Raw genomic sequence first — 15,734 nt, forward strand, 5'->3', positions numbered from 1 at the left:
CACGCCGTCGACCTCGATGCGGTCGGAGACGGTTTCTTCGGGGGAATCAGCCACCCAGGCTCTTTTCGTTCAGGCCACCCGAGAGGACGTGGGCGTGCACATGGAAGACGGTCTGACCGGCGCCCTCGCCGGTGTTGAAGATCAGACGGAAGTCGCCGTCGGAGTGCTCCGCGGCGACGGAGTTCGCGAGGCCGATGACCTCGGTGAGCAGGTCGGGGTCGCCCGCGGCGAGTTCGACGACGTTGCGGTACTGCTGCGTCTTGGGGATCACCAGCAGGTGCACCGGCGCCTGCGGCGCGATGTCGCGGATCGCGAAGGCGTTCTCGGTCTCGGCGACGATCTCGGCGGGGATCTCGCCCTGCAGGATGCGCGTGAAGATCGACGGTTCGCTCATGGCATCCAGTCTAGTGAGGGCCTCCGACATCGAGGCGGGGCCGTTGCGCCGATGCGCGGCGCGTGGCTTCCTCGCGCGGTTCGGGGCGGATTCCGTCGTTCGGGGCGCAGAATTCACGCCCCGACATGCGGAATCCGCCCCAAACCGGGAGATGAGAGAGCCGGGCGCCGACACCGCTGGTTCGGGGCGGGATCTGTTTTGCGGGGCGCACAATTCACGCCCCGACATGCGGAATCCGCCCTGAACCGGAGAGAGGACCGCGAACCGCCGAGATCGCGAGCGGAGGGTCGGGTCACCAGCGCCCGTGCGCCGCCGACAGCACCGAGATCGCCGCGGCACCCGCGGTCGAGGTGCGCAGCACCGTGTCGCCCAGGCGCACGAGTCGAGCGCCGGCGTCGGCCAATGCCGAAAGCTCCTCGGGTGCGATGCCCCCCTCGGGGCCGACCACGAGCACGACGTCGCGCCCGTCGGAGGCTTCCGCCGCGACGGACGTGAGACGGTCGGATGCCGAGGGCTCCAGCACCAGCACGAGCGAGGTCTCGGCGAGACGCACGAGGTCGGCCGTGCGGGCCACCGTCTCGACCTCGGGGATCCACGCCCGGTGCGCCTGCTTGGCCGCCTCGCGAACGATCGTGCGCCAGCGGGCGAGGCCCTTATCGGCCTTCGCATCCCACCGCGAGACGCTGCGCGACGCCTGCCACGGCACGATCACGTCGACGCCGAGCTCGGTCGCCGCCTGCACGGCGAGCTCGTCGCGGTCGCCCTTGGCCAGCGCCTGCACGAGAACGAAGCGCGGTGACGGCGCGGGTACGACCTCGCGGCCGGTCACCCGCACCTCGACCTGCTTCGGCGACGCCGCGGTGACGACGCCCGACAGCCAGGCTCCGCGGCCGTCGCCGAGCGTCACCGCCTCATCGACGCGCACGCGACGCACGGCGGCGGCGTGGTGCGCCTCGGATCCGGTGAGCTCGACGGTGTCGCCGGGCTGGGCGCCACCCGCCTCGTCGGTGACGAAGTGCAGCGCCACGGTCAGTGCCGGAAGCGGTCGCGGAACTTGCTGAACATGCCCTGCTGGTGCTCGGCCAGGCGCGGCTTGGGAGCCTTGGTGCGCTTGGCGAACTCCTCGATGAGGGCGCGGTCGCGGTTGTCGAGGCGCGTGGGCGTCACCACGTGCACGCCGACCTTGAGGTCGCCGCGCTGGGTGCCGCGCAGCGGGGTGATTCCGCGGCCCTTGATGGTCAGCACGTCGCCCGACTGCACGCCGGGGCGCACTTCGAGGTCGACGCTTCCGTCGAGGGACTCGATCGTCGCGTTTGCTCCGAGGATGGCATCCGGCATCGACACCTCGAGGGTTGCGACGAGGTCGTCGCCCTCGCGGCTGAACGCCTCGTGAGCCTCGACGGTGATCTCGAGGTAGAGGTCGCCGTTGGGTCCGCCCGCGGGGCCGACCTCACCCGAACCGGGCAGCTGCAGGCGCAGGCCCGACTCGACGCCGGCGGGGATGTCGACCGAGACCGTGCGGCGCGCGCGCACGCGGCCCTGGCCCTGGCATGTTCCGCAGGGGTACGGGATCGTCGTGCCGTGGCCCTGGCACACGGTGCAGGGGGCGCTGGTGACGACGTTGCCGAGCAGGCTGCGCACGGTGCGCTGCACGTGACCCGAGCCGTGGCAGATGTCGCAGGTGACCTCGCTCGTGCCGGGCTGCGTGCACGCGCCCTTGCAGGTCTCGCACAGCACCGCCGTGTCGACCTCGAGGTCGCGGTGGGCGCCGAAGACGACGTCGCCGAGCTGGAGCGTGACGCGCACGAGGGCGTCCTGTCCGCGCTCCCGGCGCGAGCGCGGACGGGGACCGCGACCGCCGCCGCCCGCTTGCGCGCCGCCGAAGAACGTCTCGAAGATGTCGCTGAAGCCGCCGAAGCCGGCTGCTCCCCCGCCACCGAACGGGCTCTGGTCGCCGCCCATGTCGTAGCGGCGGCGCTGCTCGGGGTCGCTCAGCACGTCGTAGGCGTGCGTGACGAGCTTGAAGCGCTCGGAGGCGTCTTCTCCCGGGTTGACGTCGGGGTGCAACTGGCGCGCCAGACGGCGGTACGCCTTCTTGATGTCTTCGGGGCTGGCGTCGCGTTCGACACCCAGGACCTCGTAGTGGTCAGCCACAATCGCCTTCCTGCCCGCTCACGCGGGGTTGTTCTCTTTGGGGTGCTCGATCTCTCGAAAGTCAACGAGAGCTGTCGTCGTCTTCGAGCATCCGGGTCAGATAGTGCGCGACGGCACGGACCGCCGCGAGGTTCGAGGAGTAGTCCATGCGCATGGGACCCAGGAGTCCGACGCGCGCTCCGCCGGTGGAGCCGTCGTAGCGGCTGGCGAGCACCGAGGCCTCGACGAGGCCGAACGGCTCGTTCTCCCGCCCGATGCTGGCCGACAGGCCCTGCTCGTCGGCGACCATCTCGCTCATGAGGCGCAGCAGCGTCACCTGCTCTTCGATGGCCTCGAGCAGCGGGTAGATGCTGCCGCGGAAGTCCTGCTCGCGCTTGGCGAGCGTCGCGGCACCGGCCATGACGAGGCGATCCTGCCGGAACTCCTCGAGTTCTTCGCCGACCACGCGCAGCACGGCGTCGGCGAGGGCGTCGACGACGACCCCGGGGCGGGGGCCGTCGGCCAGGGCCGCGGCCACCCGCTGGGAGCTGTCGGCGACGCTGCGGCCAACCAGCAGACCGCTCACGCGGGCCCGCAGCTGGGTGACGTCGGCCTCGCTCGGCTCGACGGGCACGAACGAGATGCGCTGCGAGACACGGCCGGTGTCGGTCACGAGAATGACCAGCACGCGGGGGCCGCCGAGGGCGACGAGCTCGACGTGCGAGACGTTGGCCCGGGCGAACGAGGGGTACTGCACGATGGCGACCTGACCGGTCAGCTGAGTGAGTGCGCGCACCGTGCGGGCGAGGAGGTCGTCGAGGTCGCCGGCCTCGTCGAGGAACGACGTGATGGCGCTGCGCTGTGCACCCGAGAGCGGACGGAGCTCGGCGAGGTGGTCGACGAACACGCGGTAGCCCTTGTCGGTGGGCACGCGCCCCGACGAGGTGTGCGGGGCGACGATGAGGTCTTCGTCTTCGAGCAGGGCCATGTCGTTGCGGATCGTCGCGGCCGACACCCCGAAGGCGTGGCGCTCGACGATGGCTTTGCTGCCGACCGGCTCACGCGTGTCGACGTAGTCCTGCACGATCGCGCGGAGCACCTGAAGGCCACGTTCCGACACCATGCGATGCTCCTCCCGTCTGGCACTCGCGTCTCTTGAGTGCCAATTCTACGGGATAGCCCCGACACTGCGCCGGGCGGCTCGCGGAGGCCGCCGCGGGAGCGCCCGCGCGACGCTCAGACCGTGAGCGCCCGCACCACGGCGTCGGCGAGCAGGCGTCCGCGCCGGGTCAGCACGATGCGCCCGTGCACGGCATCCGCCCCCTCGATCAACCCGTCGGCGATGAGCGCGGCGACACTCTTGCGGCCCTCGCCGAGGATCTCCGACACCGCCAGACCCTCGCGGATGCGGCTGCGCAGCAGCACCGACTCCAGCCGACGCGCGGTCTCGTCGGGGCGCTCCCGCGCGGCCGCGGGCGACTCGACGGCGGCGAGGCGTTGGGCGTAGGCGGCGGGGTGCTTGACGTTCCACCAGCGCAGCCCCGCGACGTGGCTGTGCGCGCCCGGCCCGAAGCCCCACCAGTCGGTCCCCCGCCAGTACGCGAGGTTGTGGCGCGAGCGGTGCTCGACGCCGCGCGACCAGTTCGACACCTCGTACCAGTCGTAGCCGGCGGCGGCGAGCAGGTCGTCGGCGAGCTCGTACATGTCGGCCTGCAGGTCGTCGGAGGGCTCAGCGACCACGCCGGAGCGGATCTGGCGAGCGAGCTTGGTGCCGTCTTCGACGATCAGCGCGTAGGCCGAGATGTGGTCGGGTTCGAGGGCCGTGGCCGCCTCGAGAGAGGCGCGCCAGTCGTCGAGCGACTCCCCCGGCGCGCCGTAGATGAGGTCGAGCGAGACGTCGAGACCCGCGCGTCGGGCCGCGGCGACGGCCGTGGCCACGTTGGCGGGATCGTGCGTGCGGTCGAGGGCGGCGAGCACGTGCGGCCGAGCCGACTGCATGCCGATCGACAGACGGTTCACGCCGGCGTCGGCGAGGGTGCGCGCCATGGCGTCGTCGACCGTGTCGGGGTTGGCCTCGACCGTGACCTCGGCGTTGTCGCGGATGCCGAACTCCCCGCGCACCGCGTCGAGCATGCGCGCCAGATCCCCCGGCGGCAGCAGGGTGGGCGTGCCTCCCCCGAAGAAGACGGTGGATGCCGAGCGGCGACCGCCCGCGGCATCCATCACTGCCCCCGCCAGACGCACCTCGGCGTTCAGCGTGTCGGCGAAGTCGTCTTGCCGGGCGCCGCGCAACTCGCTGGCGGTGTAGGTGTTGAAGTCGCAGTACCCGCACCGCACGCGGCAGAACGGCACGTGCAGGTAGACACCGAAGTCGGCGGTGGGGTCGATCTCGAGGTCGGCGGGCAGGCGTCCGTCGGCGGGGGCCGGGTCTCCGAGCGGGAGCGGACCGCCCATCAGGACGAGTACAGCGGCGAGATCGCTCGCAGGTAGCGAGCGAACAACGCCTTGCGCCGACGGCGCACGCGGCTCGTGAACAGGCGGTACGACGGGGCCGTGGGCCGGTCGAAGGCACGCACGACGAACCACACCTCGTCGTTGTCGCGCCACTCGACCGCGAACAGCTCCTCGCCGCTGACGATCGAGTGTCCGACGGTGCCGAGGATGAAGCCGACACGACGGGGCTCTTCGAAGACCGAGATCACGCGCAGCTCGGCATCGGCGCGGTGGCCGTCGACCTTGCCGTGCAGACGGACTCCGGCGCCGGGGCTGACGAACGGCGTGCCGTCGGCGGCGAAGCGCTGCTCGGCCTCGAGGCTCGAGGGGGCCACGGGGGCACCGTCAGCGTCGAAACCCACCCCCGAGTACCCCGCGTTGGCCGCGGGGCGCACGTCGGTGATGCTCAGTTCTCCGGTGCGCAGCGGCGCCCACGACAGCAGCAGCTCGCCGGCGGCGGCGAAGCGCTCTTCGCCGCTGCCGATGCGCCACGAGTCCTCGGCCGGCACGGAGTGCTCGGGCGGGTACTGCATGAGGTCGTGCGCCTGGGTGGCGCCGACGGCTGCGTAGTCGACCGTGTCATCGGTGAAACTCTGCCTGCGCATGGCTCACCCCTCTCGGTGTGGTGCGTTACTTCTTGGTCTCGACGTCGCCCGACAGGGCGGCGATGAACGCCTCCTGCGGCACCTCGACACGGCCCACCATCTTCATGCGCTTCTTGCCCTCTTTCTGCTTTTCGAGGAGCTTGCGCTTTCGGGTGATGTCACCGCCGTAGCACTTGGCGAGGACGTCCTTGCGGATCGCGCGGATCGTCTCGCGCGCGATGATGCGCGCGCCGATCGCGGCCTGGATGGGCACTTCGAACTGCTGGCGCGGGATGAGCTTGCGCAGACGCTCGGCCATGAGCGTGCCGTAGGCGTAGGCCTTCTCGCGGTGCACGATCGAGCTGAACGCGTCGACCTTGTCGCCCTGCAGCAGGATGTCGACCTTGACCAGGTCGGCGGTCTGCTGGCCGGCGGGTTCGTAATCGAGGCTCGCGTAGCCCTGCGTGCGGCTCTTGAGGTGGTCGAAGAAGTCGAACACGATCTCGCCGAGGGGCATGTGGTAGCGGAGCTCCACGCGGTCTTCGCTGAGGTACTCCATGCCCAGCAGGGTGCCGCGACGCGTCTGGCAGAGCTCCATCACGGTACCGACGTAGTCCTTGGGCAGCAGGATGCCGACCTTGACGATCGGCTCCGACACCGAGGCGACGCGACCGTCGGGGTATTCGCTGGGGTTGGTGACCGAGACCGTCTCGCCGGTGTCGGTGGTGACCTCGTAGGTCACCGAGGGAGCGGTGGTGATGAGGTCGAGGTCGAACTCGCGCGACAGGCGCTCGGTGATGATCTCGAGGTGCAGCAGACCGAGGAAGCCGCAGCGGAAACCGAAGCCCAGGGCGACCGAGGTCTCGGGCTCGTACTGCAGCGACGCGTCGGAGAGCTTGAGCTTGTCGAGCGCTTCGCGCAGCTCGGCGTAGTCGCTGCCGTCGATCGGATAGATGCCCGAGAAGACCATGGGCTTGGGGTCGGTGTACCCGGGCAGCGCTTCGGTCGCGGGCTTGCGGTGCGTGGTGATCGTGTCGCCGACCTTCGACTGGCGCACGTCTTTCACGCCCGTGATGAGGTAGCCGACCTCGCCCACGCCGAGACCCTTGGTCGGAACCGGCTCGGGGCTCGAGACGCCGATCTCGAGGGCCTCGTGCGTCGCCCCCGTCGACATCATCTGCAGGCGCTCGCGCGGCTGCAACGACCCGTCGATCATGCGGACGTAGGTGACGACGCCGCGGTAGGCGTCGTAGACGGAGTCGAAGATCATCGCGCGCGCCGGAGCGTCGGCCTTGCCGACCGGGGCGGGAATCTTCTCGACGATCAGGTCGAGCAGCGCTTCGACGCCCATGCCGGTCTTGCCGCTGACGCGCAGCACGTCGGCCGGGTCGCCGCCGATGAGGCCGGCGAGCTCGGCGGCGTACTTGTCGGGGTCGGCCGCGGGCAGGTCGATCTTGTTCAGCACCGGGATGATCGTCAGATCGTTCTCGAGCGCGAGGTAGAGGTTGGCGAGCGTCTGCGCCTCGATGCCCTGAGCGGCGTCGACGAGCAGGATCGCTCCCTCGCACGCCGCGAGCGATCGGCTGACCTCGTAGGTGAAGTCGACGTGACCGGGCGTGTCGATCATGTTCAGGGCGAACGTCTGCTCGGGTCCCTGCCCTTCGACAAGCTCAGGGATCGCGCGAGTCGACCACGGCATCCGCACCGCCTGCGACTTGATCGTGATGCCGCGTTCGCGCTCGATGTCCATGCGGTCGAGGTACTGCGCGCGCATATCGCGGTCGCTGACGACGCCGGTGATCTGCAGCATGCGGTCGGCCAACGTCGACTTGCCGTGGTCGATGTGAGCGATGATGCAGAAGTTGCGGATCTGCTCCGGCGGAGTGGCAGACGGCTCGAGGGGCTTCAGGGCGCGCGGTGACATGTTCCGTCGATTCTACGGTGGTGCGCCGACATCGCCGTCCGCGAGCGCTCAGGCTCTCGGCCTCCGGAGCCTTTTACAGTGGATGCCATGACGGTCCAGGTCGTGCTCGTGCACGGCATCCGCACGTCGGCGACCATGTGGCGCGCGCAGGTCGCGTACCTCGAAGAACGCGGCACCCCCGTCACCGCCGTCGACCTGCCGGGGCACGGAACCCGCCGCGGCGAGGAGTTCACGCTCGACGAGGCGTTCGCGACGATCGATCGGGCGGTTCGGGATGCCGCCTCCCGCGGCCCCGTGCTGCTCGTCGGGCACTCGATGGGCGGTCTGCTGTCGATCGCCTACACCGGGAGCGAGGACGCTCCCCCGGTCGGGGGTTTCGTCGCGGCATCCTGCACCTCTCTCCCCCGCGGGATCGGACTCGCCGCCTACCGTTTCCTCGCTCGACGGTTCGACAGCCTGCCCGACCGCGGCCTCGGCCTCACCAATCGGGTGCTCGACCGCACGCTCCCTGCCGAGACGCGCCCGGATTTCGGAGCCGGCGGCTACGCGTTCGACGCACAAGACACCGCTCTCGCGTCGCTGTCGGTGCTCGATCTTCTGACGGCGCTGCGCCGGATCGACGTGCCGCTCTGGTTCGTCAACGGGCAGTGGGACCAGCTGCGCATGAACGAGAAGCTGTTCACCACGATCGCTCCGGATGCCGAGCTCATCGTCGTCCCGCGCACGACCCACCTCGTGACGGCGATGCGGCCGCGCGTCTTCAACGCCGTGCTGAACGTGGCGCTCACAACGGTCGAAGCCTCGACCTGTTAGACTCGCTTCTTGGCTTGCGTGTGGGGTTTTTCCCGACCTCCACGATCGCCGGTGCAGCGCCCCTCTACCGCTCGCCCGGCACTTCCAACACTCACTCAAACGAAAGACCGTCGACGTGGCGAATATCAAGTCGCAGATCAAGCGCAACAAGACCAACGAGAAGGCGCGCGAGCGCAACAAGGCCGTCAAGAGCGAGCTGCGCACGCACGTGCGTCGCACCCGCGAGGCCGTGCTGGCCGGAGACAAGGCGGCCGCCGAGAAGGCGCTCGTCACCGCCGGCAAGAAGCTCGACAAGGCCGTGAGCAAGGGTGTCATCCACCAGAACCAGGCCGCGAACCGCAAGTCGGCCATCGCGAAGCAGGTCGCCGCTCTCTGAGCCGCAGCTCTTCTCGACAGCCCGTCCCGCACTGCGCGGGGCGGGCTTCGTCGTTTCCGGGGTGGTCGCGGCTGTGCCCAACGGCGGGACTTTTCATCGACACGCCGACGCTGGCCGGCAGTCGACCGGCGTGGACCGTCTGAGGCGGGGCCGGGCCGAAGTCGCGATCAGTCGCCGAAGGGCGCGCGGGTCGCGATGATTGTGATCATGCGCTCGAGCGCGAACACGGCGTCGCGCGACGCGCCCTTGACCTCGGCGTCGGCGCGGGCGGTGGCGTGGATCGCCATGCCGAGGGTGTTGCCGGTCCAGCCGACGAGGTCGCGCCGCGCGCGGTCGACCTGCCAGTCCTTCATGCCGAGTCGCTGAGCGAGCATCGACGACGACTCGCGGCTGCCGGCGACACGGGCCATCGTGCGCAGCTTCATCGCCACGGCGGCGACGAGCGGCACGGGGTCGGCTCCGGATGCCAGGGCGTGACGCAGCGCGAGGAGTGCGGGCCCGTAGTGGCCGGCGATGGCGGTGTCGGCGACGGTGAACGCCGAGGTCTCGACGCGACCCCCGTAGTACCGCTCGACGATGCGCTCGTCGATGTCGCCCGGGACGTCGGCGATGAGCTGCTGGCACGCCGCGGCGAGTTCGGTGAGGTCGTCGGCGAAGGCCGAGACGAGCGAGCGCAAGGCGACCGGCGCGATGCGCTTGCCCGCGGTCTTGAACTCGCCGACGGCGAAGTCGAACCGGTCGGAGTCGCGCTTGACGGCGGGGCACGCGATCTCGATGCCGCCGCCCTGGCCCGCGCGGATGCCGTCGAGCAGCTTCTTGCCGCGCACGCTCGCCCCGGTGTGGCGCAGCACGACGGTCGCGCCCTCTTGCGTCTGCGAGAGATACGAGACGGCTTCGCTGAGGAAGGTGTCGCTGCACTTCTCGACGCCGGTGACGCGCACGAGCCGCGGCTCGCCGAACAGCGACGGGGAGGTGACGGAGAGCAGGGTGCCCGCGGTGTAGTCGTCGGCGCGGATGTCGGTGACCTCGAGGCTGGGGTCTTCGCTCTTGAGCATTGCGCGGATGCCGGCCGTCGCGCGCTCGGCGCACACCTCTTCGGGACCCGAGACGAGCACGATCGGTGCGGGCTGCGGACTGCGCCACGATACCTGCGGAATGGCCGACTTCGCCTTGGCGGGGGCGGAGCGTCGGGGAGCCGGAGTCACTCCCCCAGCCTACCGACCGCCTCCGACATCGGCCGTCGGGCGGAGGCGACGATGACCGACGCCGGGCGCCTCCACCCCGCGCTCGGGGCACCGGCATGGCCGCAGCAGGGACGACGGCCGGAGCCTTCTCCCGCCACATCGTCAGGCGCCCGTCAGCGTCGAGCCACACCGCCAGCGCGCCATCCTGATCCGTCCGACCCGCCGTCGCTCCGATCGAGGTCAGGATGCCCAGGAGCTTCGCGGTCGGGTGTCCGTAGCTGTTGTCCGCTCCCACGCCGATGAGCCCGACCCGCGGGTGGAGTTCGCGGTAGAGCTCCGCATCCTGATCGGCGCTGCCGTGGTGCGAGACCTTGACCACGTCGACGCGGGGCACAGCGAGCCGCCGGCGGAGGTCGGCCTGCGACTGCTCGCCGAGGTCGCCGAGCAGCGCGGTGCGGGGGAAGCCCGGCCCGACGACGTCGAGGGCGACGCTGGCGTCGTTACCGGGTTCGGCGCGGGGCGGAGGGCCGAGCGCCTGCCACCGGGTCGAGCCGATGGTGCCCGTCAGACCGATCGACGCGGATTGCAGGCGGGAGCCAGCCGCGGCGAAGCGTTCGAGCAGCCGCTGATCCGCCGCTTCGCCCGGAGGGCCGTGCAGGACGACCGCAGCTCGACCGATCAGCGCCCCGGAGCCGCCGACGTGGTCGAGGTCGAAGTGCGTGAGCACGAGCAGATCGACCCGGTCGATGCCGAAGGTGGTGAGGCAGCGATCCATCGCGGCGGGCTCCGGACCGGTGTCGACGAGGGCGACCGCCTCGCCGGATCTCCAGAGCGTCGCATCGCCTTGGCCGACGTCGCACATCGCGACCTGCCATGCGCTGGGCACCGTGAGCGGGCCGCCGACGGTGCGCACGGTGGTCTGCCCGAGCACCAGGCCGACCACCACGGCCATCGCCGCCGACGACAGCGCCGTGAGACGCGGGAGTCGTCGCGGTCGCAGGATCGCGATGCTCACCGCCGCACCCACGGCGGCGAGCAGGGCGGCACCGAGCAGACCGTCGGGCCACGGCAGGTTCTGCACTGAGACGGCGGTCGTTGTGTGGGCGACCGCGGCGATCCATGCGGCGGGGACCCACGCGAGAGCGGTGAGTCCGTCGCGCAGCCAGGTGAAGGGCGCGATGCACGCCAGTGCTCCCGCGATGGTGGCCGGAGCGGCCGCCGGATCGGCCACGAGGTTCGCGGCGATCCCCAGCAGTGGCACGTGCGGATCGATCAGCACGATCAGCGGGCCGCAGACGAGTTGGGCCGACGTGGGCACGGCGAGTCCGAGAGCCAAGGCACGCGGCATCCACCGCTCCAACCCGCCCGCGAGGGGCCGCGCGAGCACCAGGAGGGCAGCGGTGGCGCCCGCCGACAGGGCGAAGCCGAGCGAACGCGCGAGCCACGGATCGATGACGAGCAACGCCGTCACGGCCGCCGAGAGCACCGCGATGCCGACCGCGGGCCGCCCGAGGGCCAGAGCGAGCATCGCGACGACGGCCATCGCCGCGGCCCGCACGACGCTCGGTTCGGGGGTGACCAGGGCCACGAAGGCGACCAGCACGACGGTTGCACCGACCACGCGCACTCCACGCGAGGCACCGCAGAGTGCGAGCAACGCGAACGCCGCGCCCACCACGATCGCGCAGTTCGCGCCCGAGACGGCCGTCAGGTGCGACAGCGATGCCGCGTTCATGGCCGCCTCCGTCGACGGATCGAGGCTGGAGGTGTCACCGACGGCCAGACCCGGTACCAGTCCTGCGCCGGGCTGCGGGAGTCCGCGCGTCGAGGCGACCAGCCCGTCTCGCAGCCCCTCGAAGAACGCCCACAGCCCTTCCGGAGGCCGCACATCGTGCACCTCGTTCGCGCGCACCACGAGCACCGCCCGTTCCGCGGGGTCGGCCGCGATGCCGCGCCCGACGACGCCGACCTCTCCCCCCATGCCCGTGCCCGCGAGCGCTGCGCGTCCCTCGGCGTCGACCATCACGCGCACGGGCACGCCTCCGCTCAGCGAGACCGGCCCCGCGCGCACCTCTGCCGCGATCGCATCGAACCACGCTCCCCCGTCGGGAGTGCCGTCGATGCGTCCCGCGACGGTGACGTCGAGCTCGAGCTGCCGCCCGCCCTCGGTCTGCAGGGCCGCGACGTGATCGCGCACGGGCGCGACGGATGCCACGGCTCCCGCCGCCGCCCCGGCGCAGGCGAGGGCCACGGCCACCACGCCGACGACGGCCCGCCGCCGCCACACGAAGACGCCTGTGGCGACGAGCGCGCCTGAGGCGAGCACGAGGGCGAGCACCTCGGCATCCGGAACGCCCACCGCCACCCCGGCGGCGACCCAGGTCAGGGCGGCCACCGAGACCGAGCGGAGCGCCCGCCCCCGCACCGCTCTCCGCACGCTCATACGCGCACCAGATCGCGGATGCCGTCGAGCATCTTCTGCCCGATTCCCGGCACCGACAGCAGGTCGTCGACGCTGGTGAAGCGTCCGTTCTGCTCGCGCCACGCGATGATGCGATCCGCGATCGCCGGCCCCACGCGCGGGAGGGTGTCGAGTTGATCGCGGGTGGCAGTGTTGAGGTCGAGTACGCCTCCGGCCGCACCCCCGCCCGAGCCACCCGCCGTCGGCGCGGCGGTCTCGGCCCCGATCACGGGCACCACGATCTGCTCGCCGTCGGCGACCGGGCGGGCGAGGTTCACCCCGTCGCGTGCGGCCTCGTCGGAGAAGCCGCCCGCGCGGGCGATCGCGTCGGCCACGCGGTCTCCCGCGTCGAGGCGGTAGAGCCCCGGCTTGCGCACCGCGCCGGCGACGTGGACGTACAGTCCGGCCTCCGCGGGCAGCAGCGACGCCGCCGACGACGACGGCTGGGGAGCGACCACCTCGGCTCCGGTCGCTCCACGGAACATGCCGATCGCGATGGTCACGGCGAATGCGAGCAACACCAGCACGATGACCCCGCCGATCCCGAGGCGCGTGCGCGCGCGCAACCGCTCGTCGGGCTCGGTCTCGTCCGTCACGCTGCCACGGTAGGGAGGGGCCGGAGGGCGTCGTGGGGCGAGTTCGGTCAGATGGGGAGAACCCGGAGCGATCGGCCGCTGGGGAGGAGCCCCGCCCCCGAAAACCCCGGATGCCACGTCCCCCGCACTCCGCAGAGCGTCGGGGACGTGGCATCCGGAATCAGAACCTACGTCGTCGAGAAGCTGACCACCTTGGGCGGGCGCACGACAGCGCGCACGATCTCGCGGTCGCCGAGGGCGCGGAGCACCTTCTCATCGGCGCGGGCCATCGCTTCGAGCTCGTCGGCGCCGATCTTGGCCGAGACCTCGAGCGTGCCGCGCACCTTTCCGTCGATCTGCACCACGGCGGTGACGGTGTCTTCGACCAGCAGCGTCGGGTCGGCCTGACGCCAGGTCGCGAGCCCCACGAAGCCGGTGTAGCCGAGCGTCTGCCACATCTCCTCTGCGGTGTGCGGGGCGAACAGGTCGAGGGTCATCGCGATGACCTCGGCCGCCTCGCGCACGGCGGGGTCGCTCGCTCCGGGCTTACCGTCGATCGCCTTGCGGGTGGCGTTGACCAGCTCCATCAGGCGCGCGACGACGACGTTGAACTTCGTCTGCTCGATGAGGTTCGCGGCGTCGGCCAGCAGGCGGTGCGTGACGCGGCGGAGGGTCTTGTCGCCCTCGGCCCAGACCACGTCGGTCTCGCTGTCGACGTCGTGCGCGATGCGCAGCGCACGGGCCAGGAACTTCGCCGCACCCGTGGTCGAGACGTCGTTCCAGTCCTTGTCGTCTTCCACGGGACCCGCGAAGGCCAGGGCCACGCGCAGGGCGTCGGCGCCGTGGGCGTCGAGCTCCTCCTGGAACAGCACGAGGTTGCCCTTGCTCTTCGACATCTTGGTGCCGTCGAGGATGACCATGCCCTGGTTGATGAGGCTCGAGAAGGGCTCGGTGAACTCCACCAGGCCCATGTCGAACAGCGCCTTCGTGATGAAACGCGCGTACAGCAGGTGCAGGATCGCGTGCTCGACGCCGCCGATGTAGAAGTCGACCGGGCCCCACTTCGAGGCCTCGCGGCCCGAGAACGCCTCGGTCTCGCTGTTCGGCGAGAGGAAGCGCAGGTAGTACCACGAGCTATCGACGAAGGTGTCCATCGTGTCGGGGTCGCGCAGCAGCGTCTGGCCCGTCTCGGGGTCGGTGACCTGCACCCACTCGGTGGCGGCGCCCAGGGGCGAGGTGCCCTTGGGCTTCAGGTCGAGACCCTCGACCGAGGGCAGCGTGACCGGCAGCTGGTCGGCGGGGACCGGCGTGATCGAGCCGTCCTCCCCGTGCAGCATGGGGATGGGCGTGCCCCAGTAGCGCTGGCGCGAGATGAGCCAGTCGCGCAGGCGGTAGGTCTTGGCCGCGCGACCGACGCCCTTCGCCTCGAGCTCTTCGATCATGCGGGTGATCGCGTGGCGCTTGCTCAGGCCGTTCAGCGTGCCGGAGTTGATCAGGCGTCCCTCACCGGTCAGCGCGATGCCGGTCTTGACCGGGTCGAGCTCGTCGAGGTCGCCGAGCGGATCGATCGGCACGCCGTCGGCGTCGAGCTCGATCACCGGGATCGCGCCGGTGACGGGCGCGTTGGTGTCGACGACGACCTTGACGGGCAGGTCGAACGCGCGGGCGAAGTCGAGGTCGCGCTGGTCGTGCGCGGGCACGGCCATGACCGCGCCGTGACCGTAGTCGGCCAGCACGTAGTCGGCGGCCCAGATGGGCAGCTTCTCGCCGTTGACCGGGTTGATCGCGTAGTGACCGAGGAACACGCCGGTCTTCGGGCGGTCGGTCGCCTGACGCTCGATGTCGGTCGCGCGCTGCACCTGGGCGAGGTAGGCCTCGAAGCTCTCGCGCACGCCCTGATCGGCGGATGCCGCGAGCTCGGCGGCCAGGTCGGACTCCGGGGCCACGACGAAGAACGTGGCGCCGTGCAGGGTGTCGGGGCGCGTGGAGAAGACCGTGATCTTCTCGTCGCGGCCCTCGATCTCGAACTCGATGTCGGCGCCGACGGAGCGGCCGATCCAGTTGCGCTGCATCTGGATGACCTTGCTAGGCCAGAAACCCTCGAGCTGGTTGAGGTCGTCGAGCAGGCGGTCGGCGTAGTCGGTGATGCGCAGGAACCACTGCGTCAGCTTCTTCTTGACCACGACCGCGCCGCTGCGCTCGCTCGTGCCGTCGGGCAGCACCTGCTCGTTCGCGAGCACGGTCTGATCGACCGGGTCCCAGTTGACGAGGGCGTCCTTGCGGTAGGCCAGGCCCTTCTCGTACAGCTTCTGGAACAGCCACTGGTTCCAGCGGTAGTACTCGGGGTCGCTCGTGTGCAGCACGCGGCTCCAGTCGAACGAGACGCCGTAGTCCTTCAGGCTCTCCTTCTGCTGGGCGATGTTCGCGTAGGTCCACTCGACCGGGTCGGCGCCGCGCTTGATGGCGGCGTTCTCGGCGGGCAGGCCGAACGAGTCCCACCCGATGGGGTTGAGCACGTTGTAGCCGCGGTGACGCCAGAAGCGGGCCACGATGTCGGAGTAGAGGTAGTTCTCGGCGTGCCCCATGTGCAGGTCGCCCGAGGGGTAGGGGAACATCGCGAGCACGTACTTGCGGGGGCGCTTGTCGTCGTCGCCGCCGGCGCGGAACGGGTCTTTCTCGGCCCAAGCCTGCTGCCACTTCGCCTGGATGGCGTGGGTGTCGAAGCCCCCCTCGCGGGGGTCTGGTGCGGTGTTCTGAGACACGGGTGAAGCCAATCGTGAAGGTCGGGAGGCCGCGG

13 protein-coding genes and 1 pseudogene are annotated in these 15,734 nt (G+C 70.8%); 3 read left to right on the forward strand and 11 right to left on the reverse strand.

Annotated elements, in window-relative coordinates:
- Positions 1-46 precede the first annotated feature (46 nt).
- The 7 genes from RWH43_RS07485 to lepA form a co-directional block, all read right to left on the reverse strand.
- Positions 47-394 (reverse strand): HIT domain-containing protein, encoded by a 348-nt coding sequence (locus tag RWH43_RS07485; protein WP_316001141.1) that lies wholly within the window; start codon positions 392-394, stop codon positions 47-49.
- Positions 395-686: 292 nt separating this feature from the next.
- Positions 687-1,421 (reverse strand): 16S rRNA (uracil(1498)-N(3))-methyltransferase, encoded by a 735-nt coding sequence (locus tag RWH43_RS07490; RefSeq protein ID WP_154096578.1) that lies wholly within the window; start codon positions 1,419-1,421, stop codon positions 687-689.
- Positions 1,422-1,423: 2 nt separating this feature from the next.
- Positions 1,424-2,548: a molecular chaperone DnaJ gene (gene dnaJ / locus RWH43_RS07495; RefSeq protein WP_144833702.1), complete on the reverse strand. Its 1,125-nt coding sequence runs from the start codon at positions 2,546-2,548 to the stop codon at positions 1,424-1,426.
- 61 nt (positions 2,549-2,609) lie between these two features.
- Complete coding sequence (hrcA, locus tag RWH43_RS07500) at positions 2,610-3,650, reverse strand: heat-inducible transcriptional repressor HrcA (protein ID WP_316001142.1); 1,041 nt, start codon at positions 3,648-3,650, stop codon at positions 2,610-2,612.
- A 113-nt stretch (positions 3,651-3,763) separates the two neighbouring features.
- On the reverse strand, positions 3,764-4,981 hold the full coding sequence (hemW, locus tag RWH43_RS07505) for a radical SAM family heme chaperone HemW (protein WP_316001143.1): 1,218 nt from the start codon (positions 4,979-4,981) through the stop codon (positions 3,764-3,766).
- On the reverse strand, positions 4,981-5,625 hold the full coding sequence (locus RWH43_RS07510) for a DUF1990 domain-containing protein (RefSeq protein ID WP_144833709.1): 645 nt from the start codon (positions 5,623-5,625) through the stop codon (positions 4,981-4,983). Before RWH43_RS07510 ends, hemW begins: the two co-directional genes overlap by 1 nt.
- A 25-nt stretch (positions 5,626-5,650) precedes the next feature.
- The gene (gene lepA, locus RWH43_RS07515) at positions 5,651-7,528 is read right to left on the reverse strand and encodes a translation elongation factor 4 (RefSeq protein WP_316001144.1); all 1,878 of its coding nucleotides are present in this window, start codon (positions 7,526-7,528) and stop codon (positions 5,651-5,653) included.
- 87 nt (positions 7,529-7,615) lie between these two features.
- On the opposite strand from lepA, the gene RWH43_RS07520 reads away from it, so the two are divergent.
- Both RWH43_RS07520 and rpsT read left to right on the forward strand, forming a co-directional pair.
- Positions 7,616-8,341 carry an alpha/beta fold hydrolase gene (locus RWH43_RS07520; protein WP_316001145.1) on the forward strand — a complete coding sequence of 242 codons (726 nt, stop codon included), beginning with the start codon at positions 7,616-7,618 and terminating at the stop codon, positions 8,339-8,341.
- Between the two features lie 115 nt (positions 8,342-8,456).
- Positions 8,457-8,717 carry a 30S ribosomal protein S20 gene (rpsT, locus tag RWH43_RS07525; RefSeq protein WP_144833715.1) on the forward strand — a complete coding sequence of 87 codons (261 nt, stop codon included), beginning with the start codon at positions 8,457-8,459 and terminating at the stop codon, positions 8,715-8,717.
- A 167-nt stretch (positions 8,718-8,884) separates the two neighbouring features.
- Here the strand turns inward: rpsT and holA are convergent, their stop codons facing one another.
- A complete protein-coding gene (holA, locus tag RWH43_RS07530; protein WP_144833717.1) occupies positions 8,885-9,922 on the reverse strand; it encodes a DNA polymerase III subunit delta in 1,038 nt (345 codons plus the stop codon).
- Positions 9,923-10,571: 649 nt separating this feature from the next.
- A pseudogene (locus tag RWH43_RS07535) lies at positions 10,572-11,882 on the reverse strand (ComEC/Rec2 family competence protein); the annotation flags it as partial.
- Between RWH43_RS07535 and RWH43_RS07540 the strand changes: the two are divergent.
- On the forward strand, positions 11,793-12,218 hold the full coding sequence (locus RWH43_RS07540) for a hypothetical protein (protein ID WP_260979752.1): 426 nt from the start codon (positions 11,793-11,795) through the stop codon (positions 12,216-12,218). The pseudogene RWH43_RS07535 and the gene RWH43_RS07540 overlap by 90 nt on opposite strands.
- Positions 12,219-12,340: 122 nt before the next feature.
- On the opposite strand, the gene RWH43_RS07545 is transcribed toward RWH43_RS07540, so the two are convergent.
- Positions 12,341-12,958, reverse strand: a complete 618-nt coding sequence (locus tag RWH43_RS07545) for a helix-hairpin-helix domain-containing protein (protein WP_230704695.1) — start codon at positions 12,956-12,958, stop codon at positions 12,341-12,343.
- 167 nt (positions 12,959-13,125) lie between these two features.
- A complete protein-coding gene (leuS, locus tag RWH43_RS07550) occupies positions 13,126-15,699 on the reverse strand; it encodes a leucine--tRNA ligase (protein WP_316001146.1) in 2,574 nt (857 codons plus the stop codon).
- Positions 15,700-15,734 lie beyond the last annotated feature (35 nt).

Origin of the sequence: Microbacterium algihabitans (assembly GCF_032464975.1) — a bacterium.
Lineage (GTDB): Bacteria > Actinomycetota > Actinomycetes > Actinomycetales > Microbacteriaceae > Microbacterium > Microbacterium algihabitans.

Bases quoted from the DNA above. Each gene is read 5' to 3' on its own strand.
- RWH43_RS07485 (WP_316001141.1), bottom strand. From the start codon at position 394: ATGAGCGAACCGTCGATCTTCACGCGCATCCTGCAGGGCGAGATCCCC.
- hrcA (WP_316001142.1), bottom strand. From the start codon at position 3,650: ATGGTGTCGGAACGTGGCCTTCAGGTGCTCCGCGCGATCGTGCAGGAC.
- hemW (WP_316001143.1), bottom strand. From the start codon at position 4,981: ATGGGCGGTCCGCTCCCGCTCGGAGACCCGGCCCCCGCCGACGGACGC.
- RWH43_RS07510 (WP_144833709.1), bottom strand. From the start codon at position 5,625: ATGCGCAGGCAGAGTTTCACCGATGACACGGTCGACTACGCAGCCGTC.
- lepA (WP_316001144.1), bottom strand. From the start codon at position 7,528: ATGTCACCGCGCGCCCTGAAGCCCCTCGAGCCGTCTGCCACTCCGCCG.
- RWH43_RS07520 (WP_316001145.1), top strand. From the start codon at position 7,616: ATGACGGTCCAGGTCGTGCTCGTGCACGGCATCCGCACGTCGGCGACC.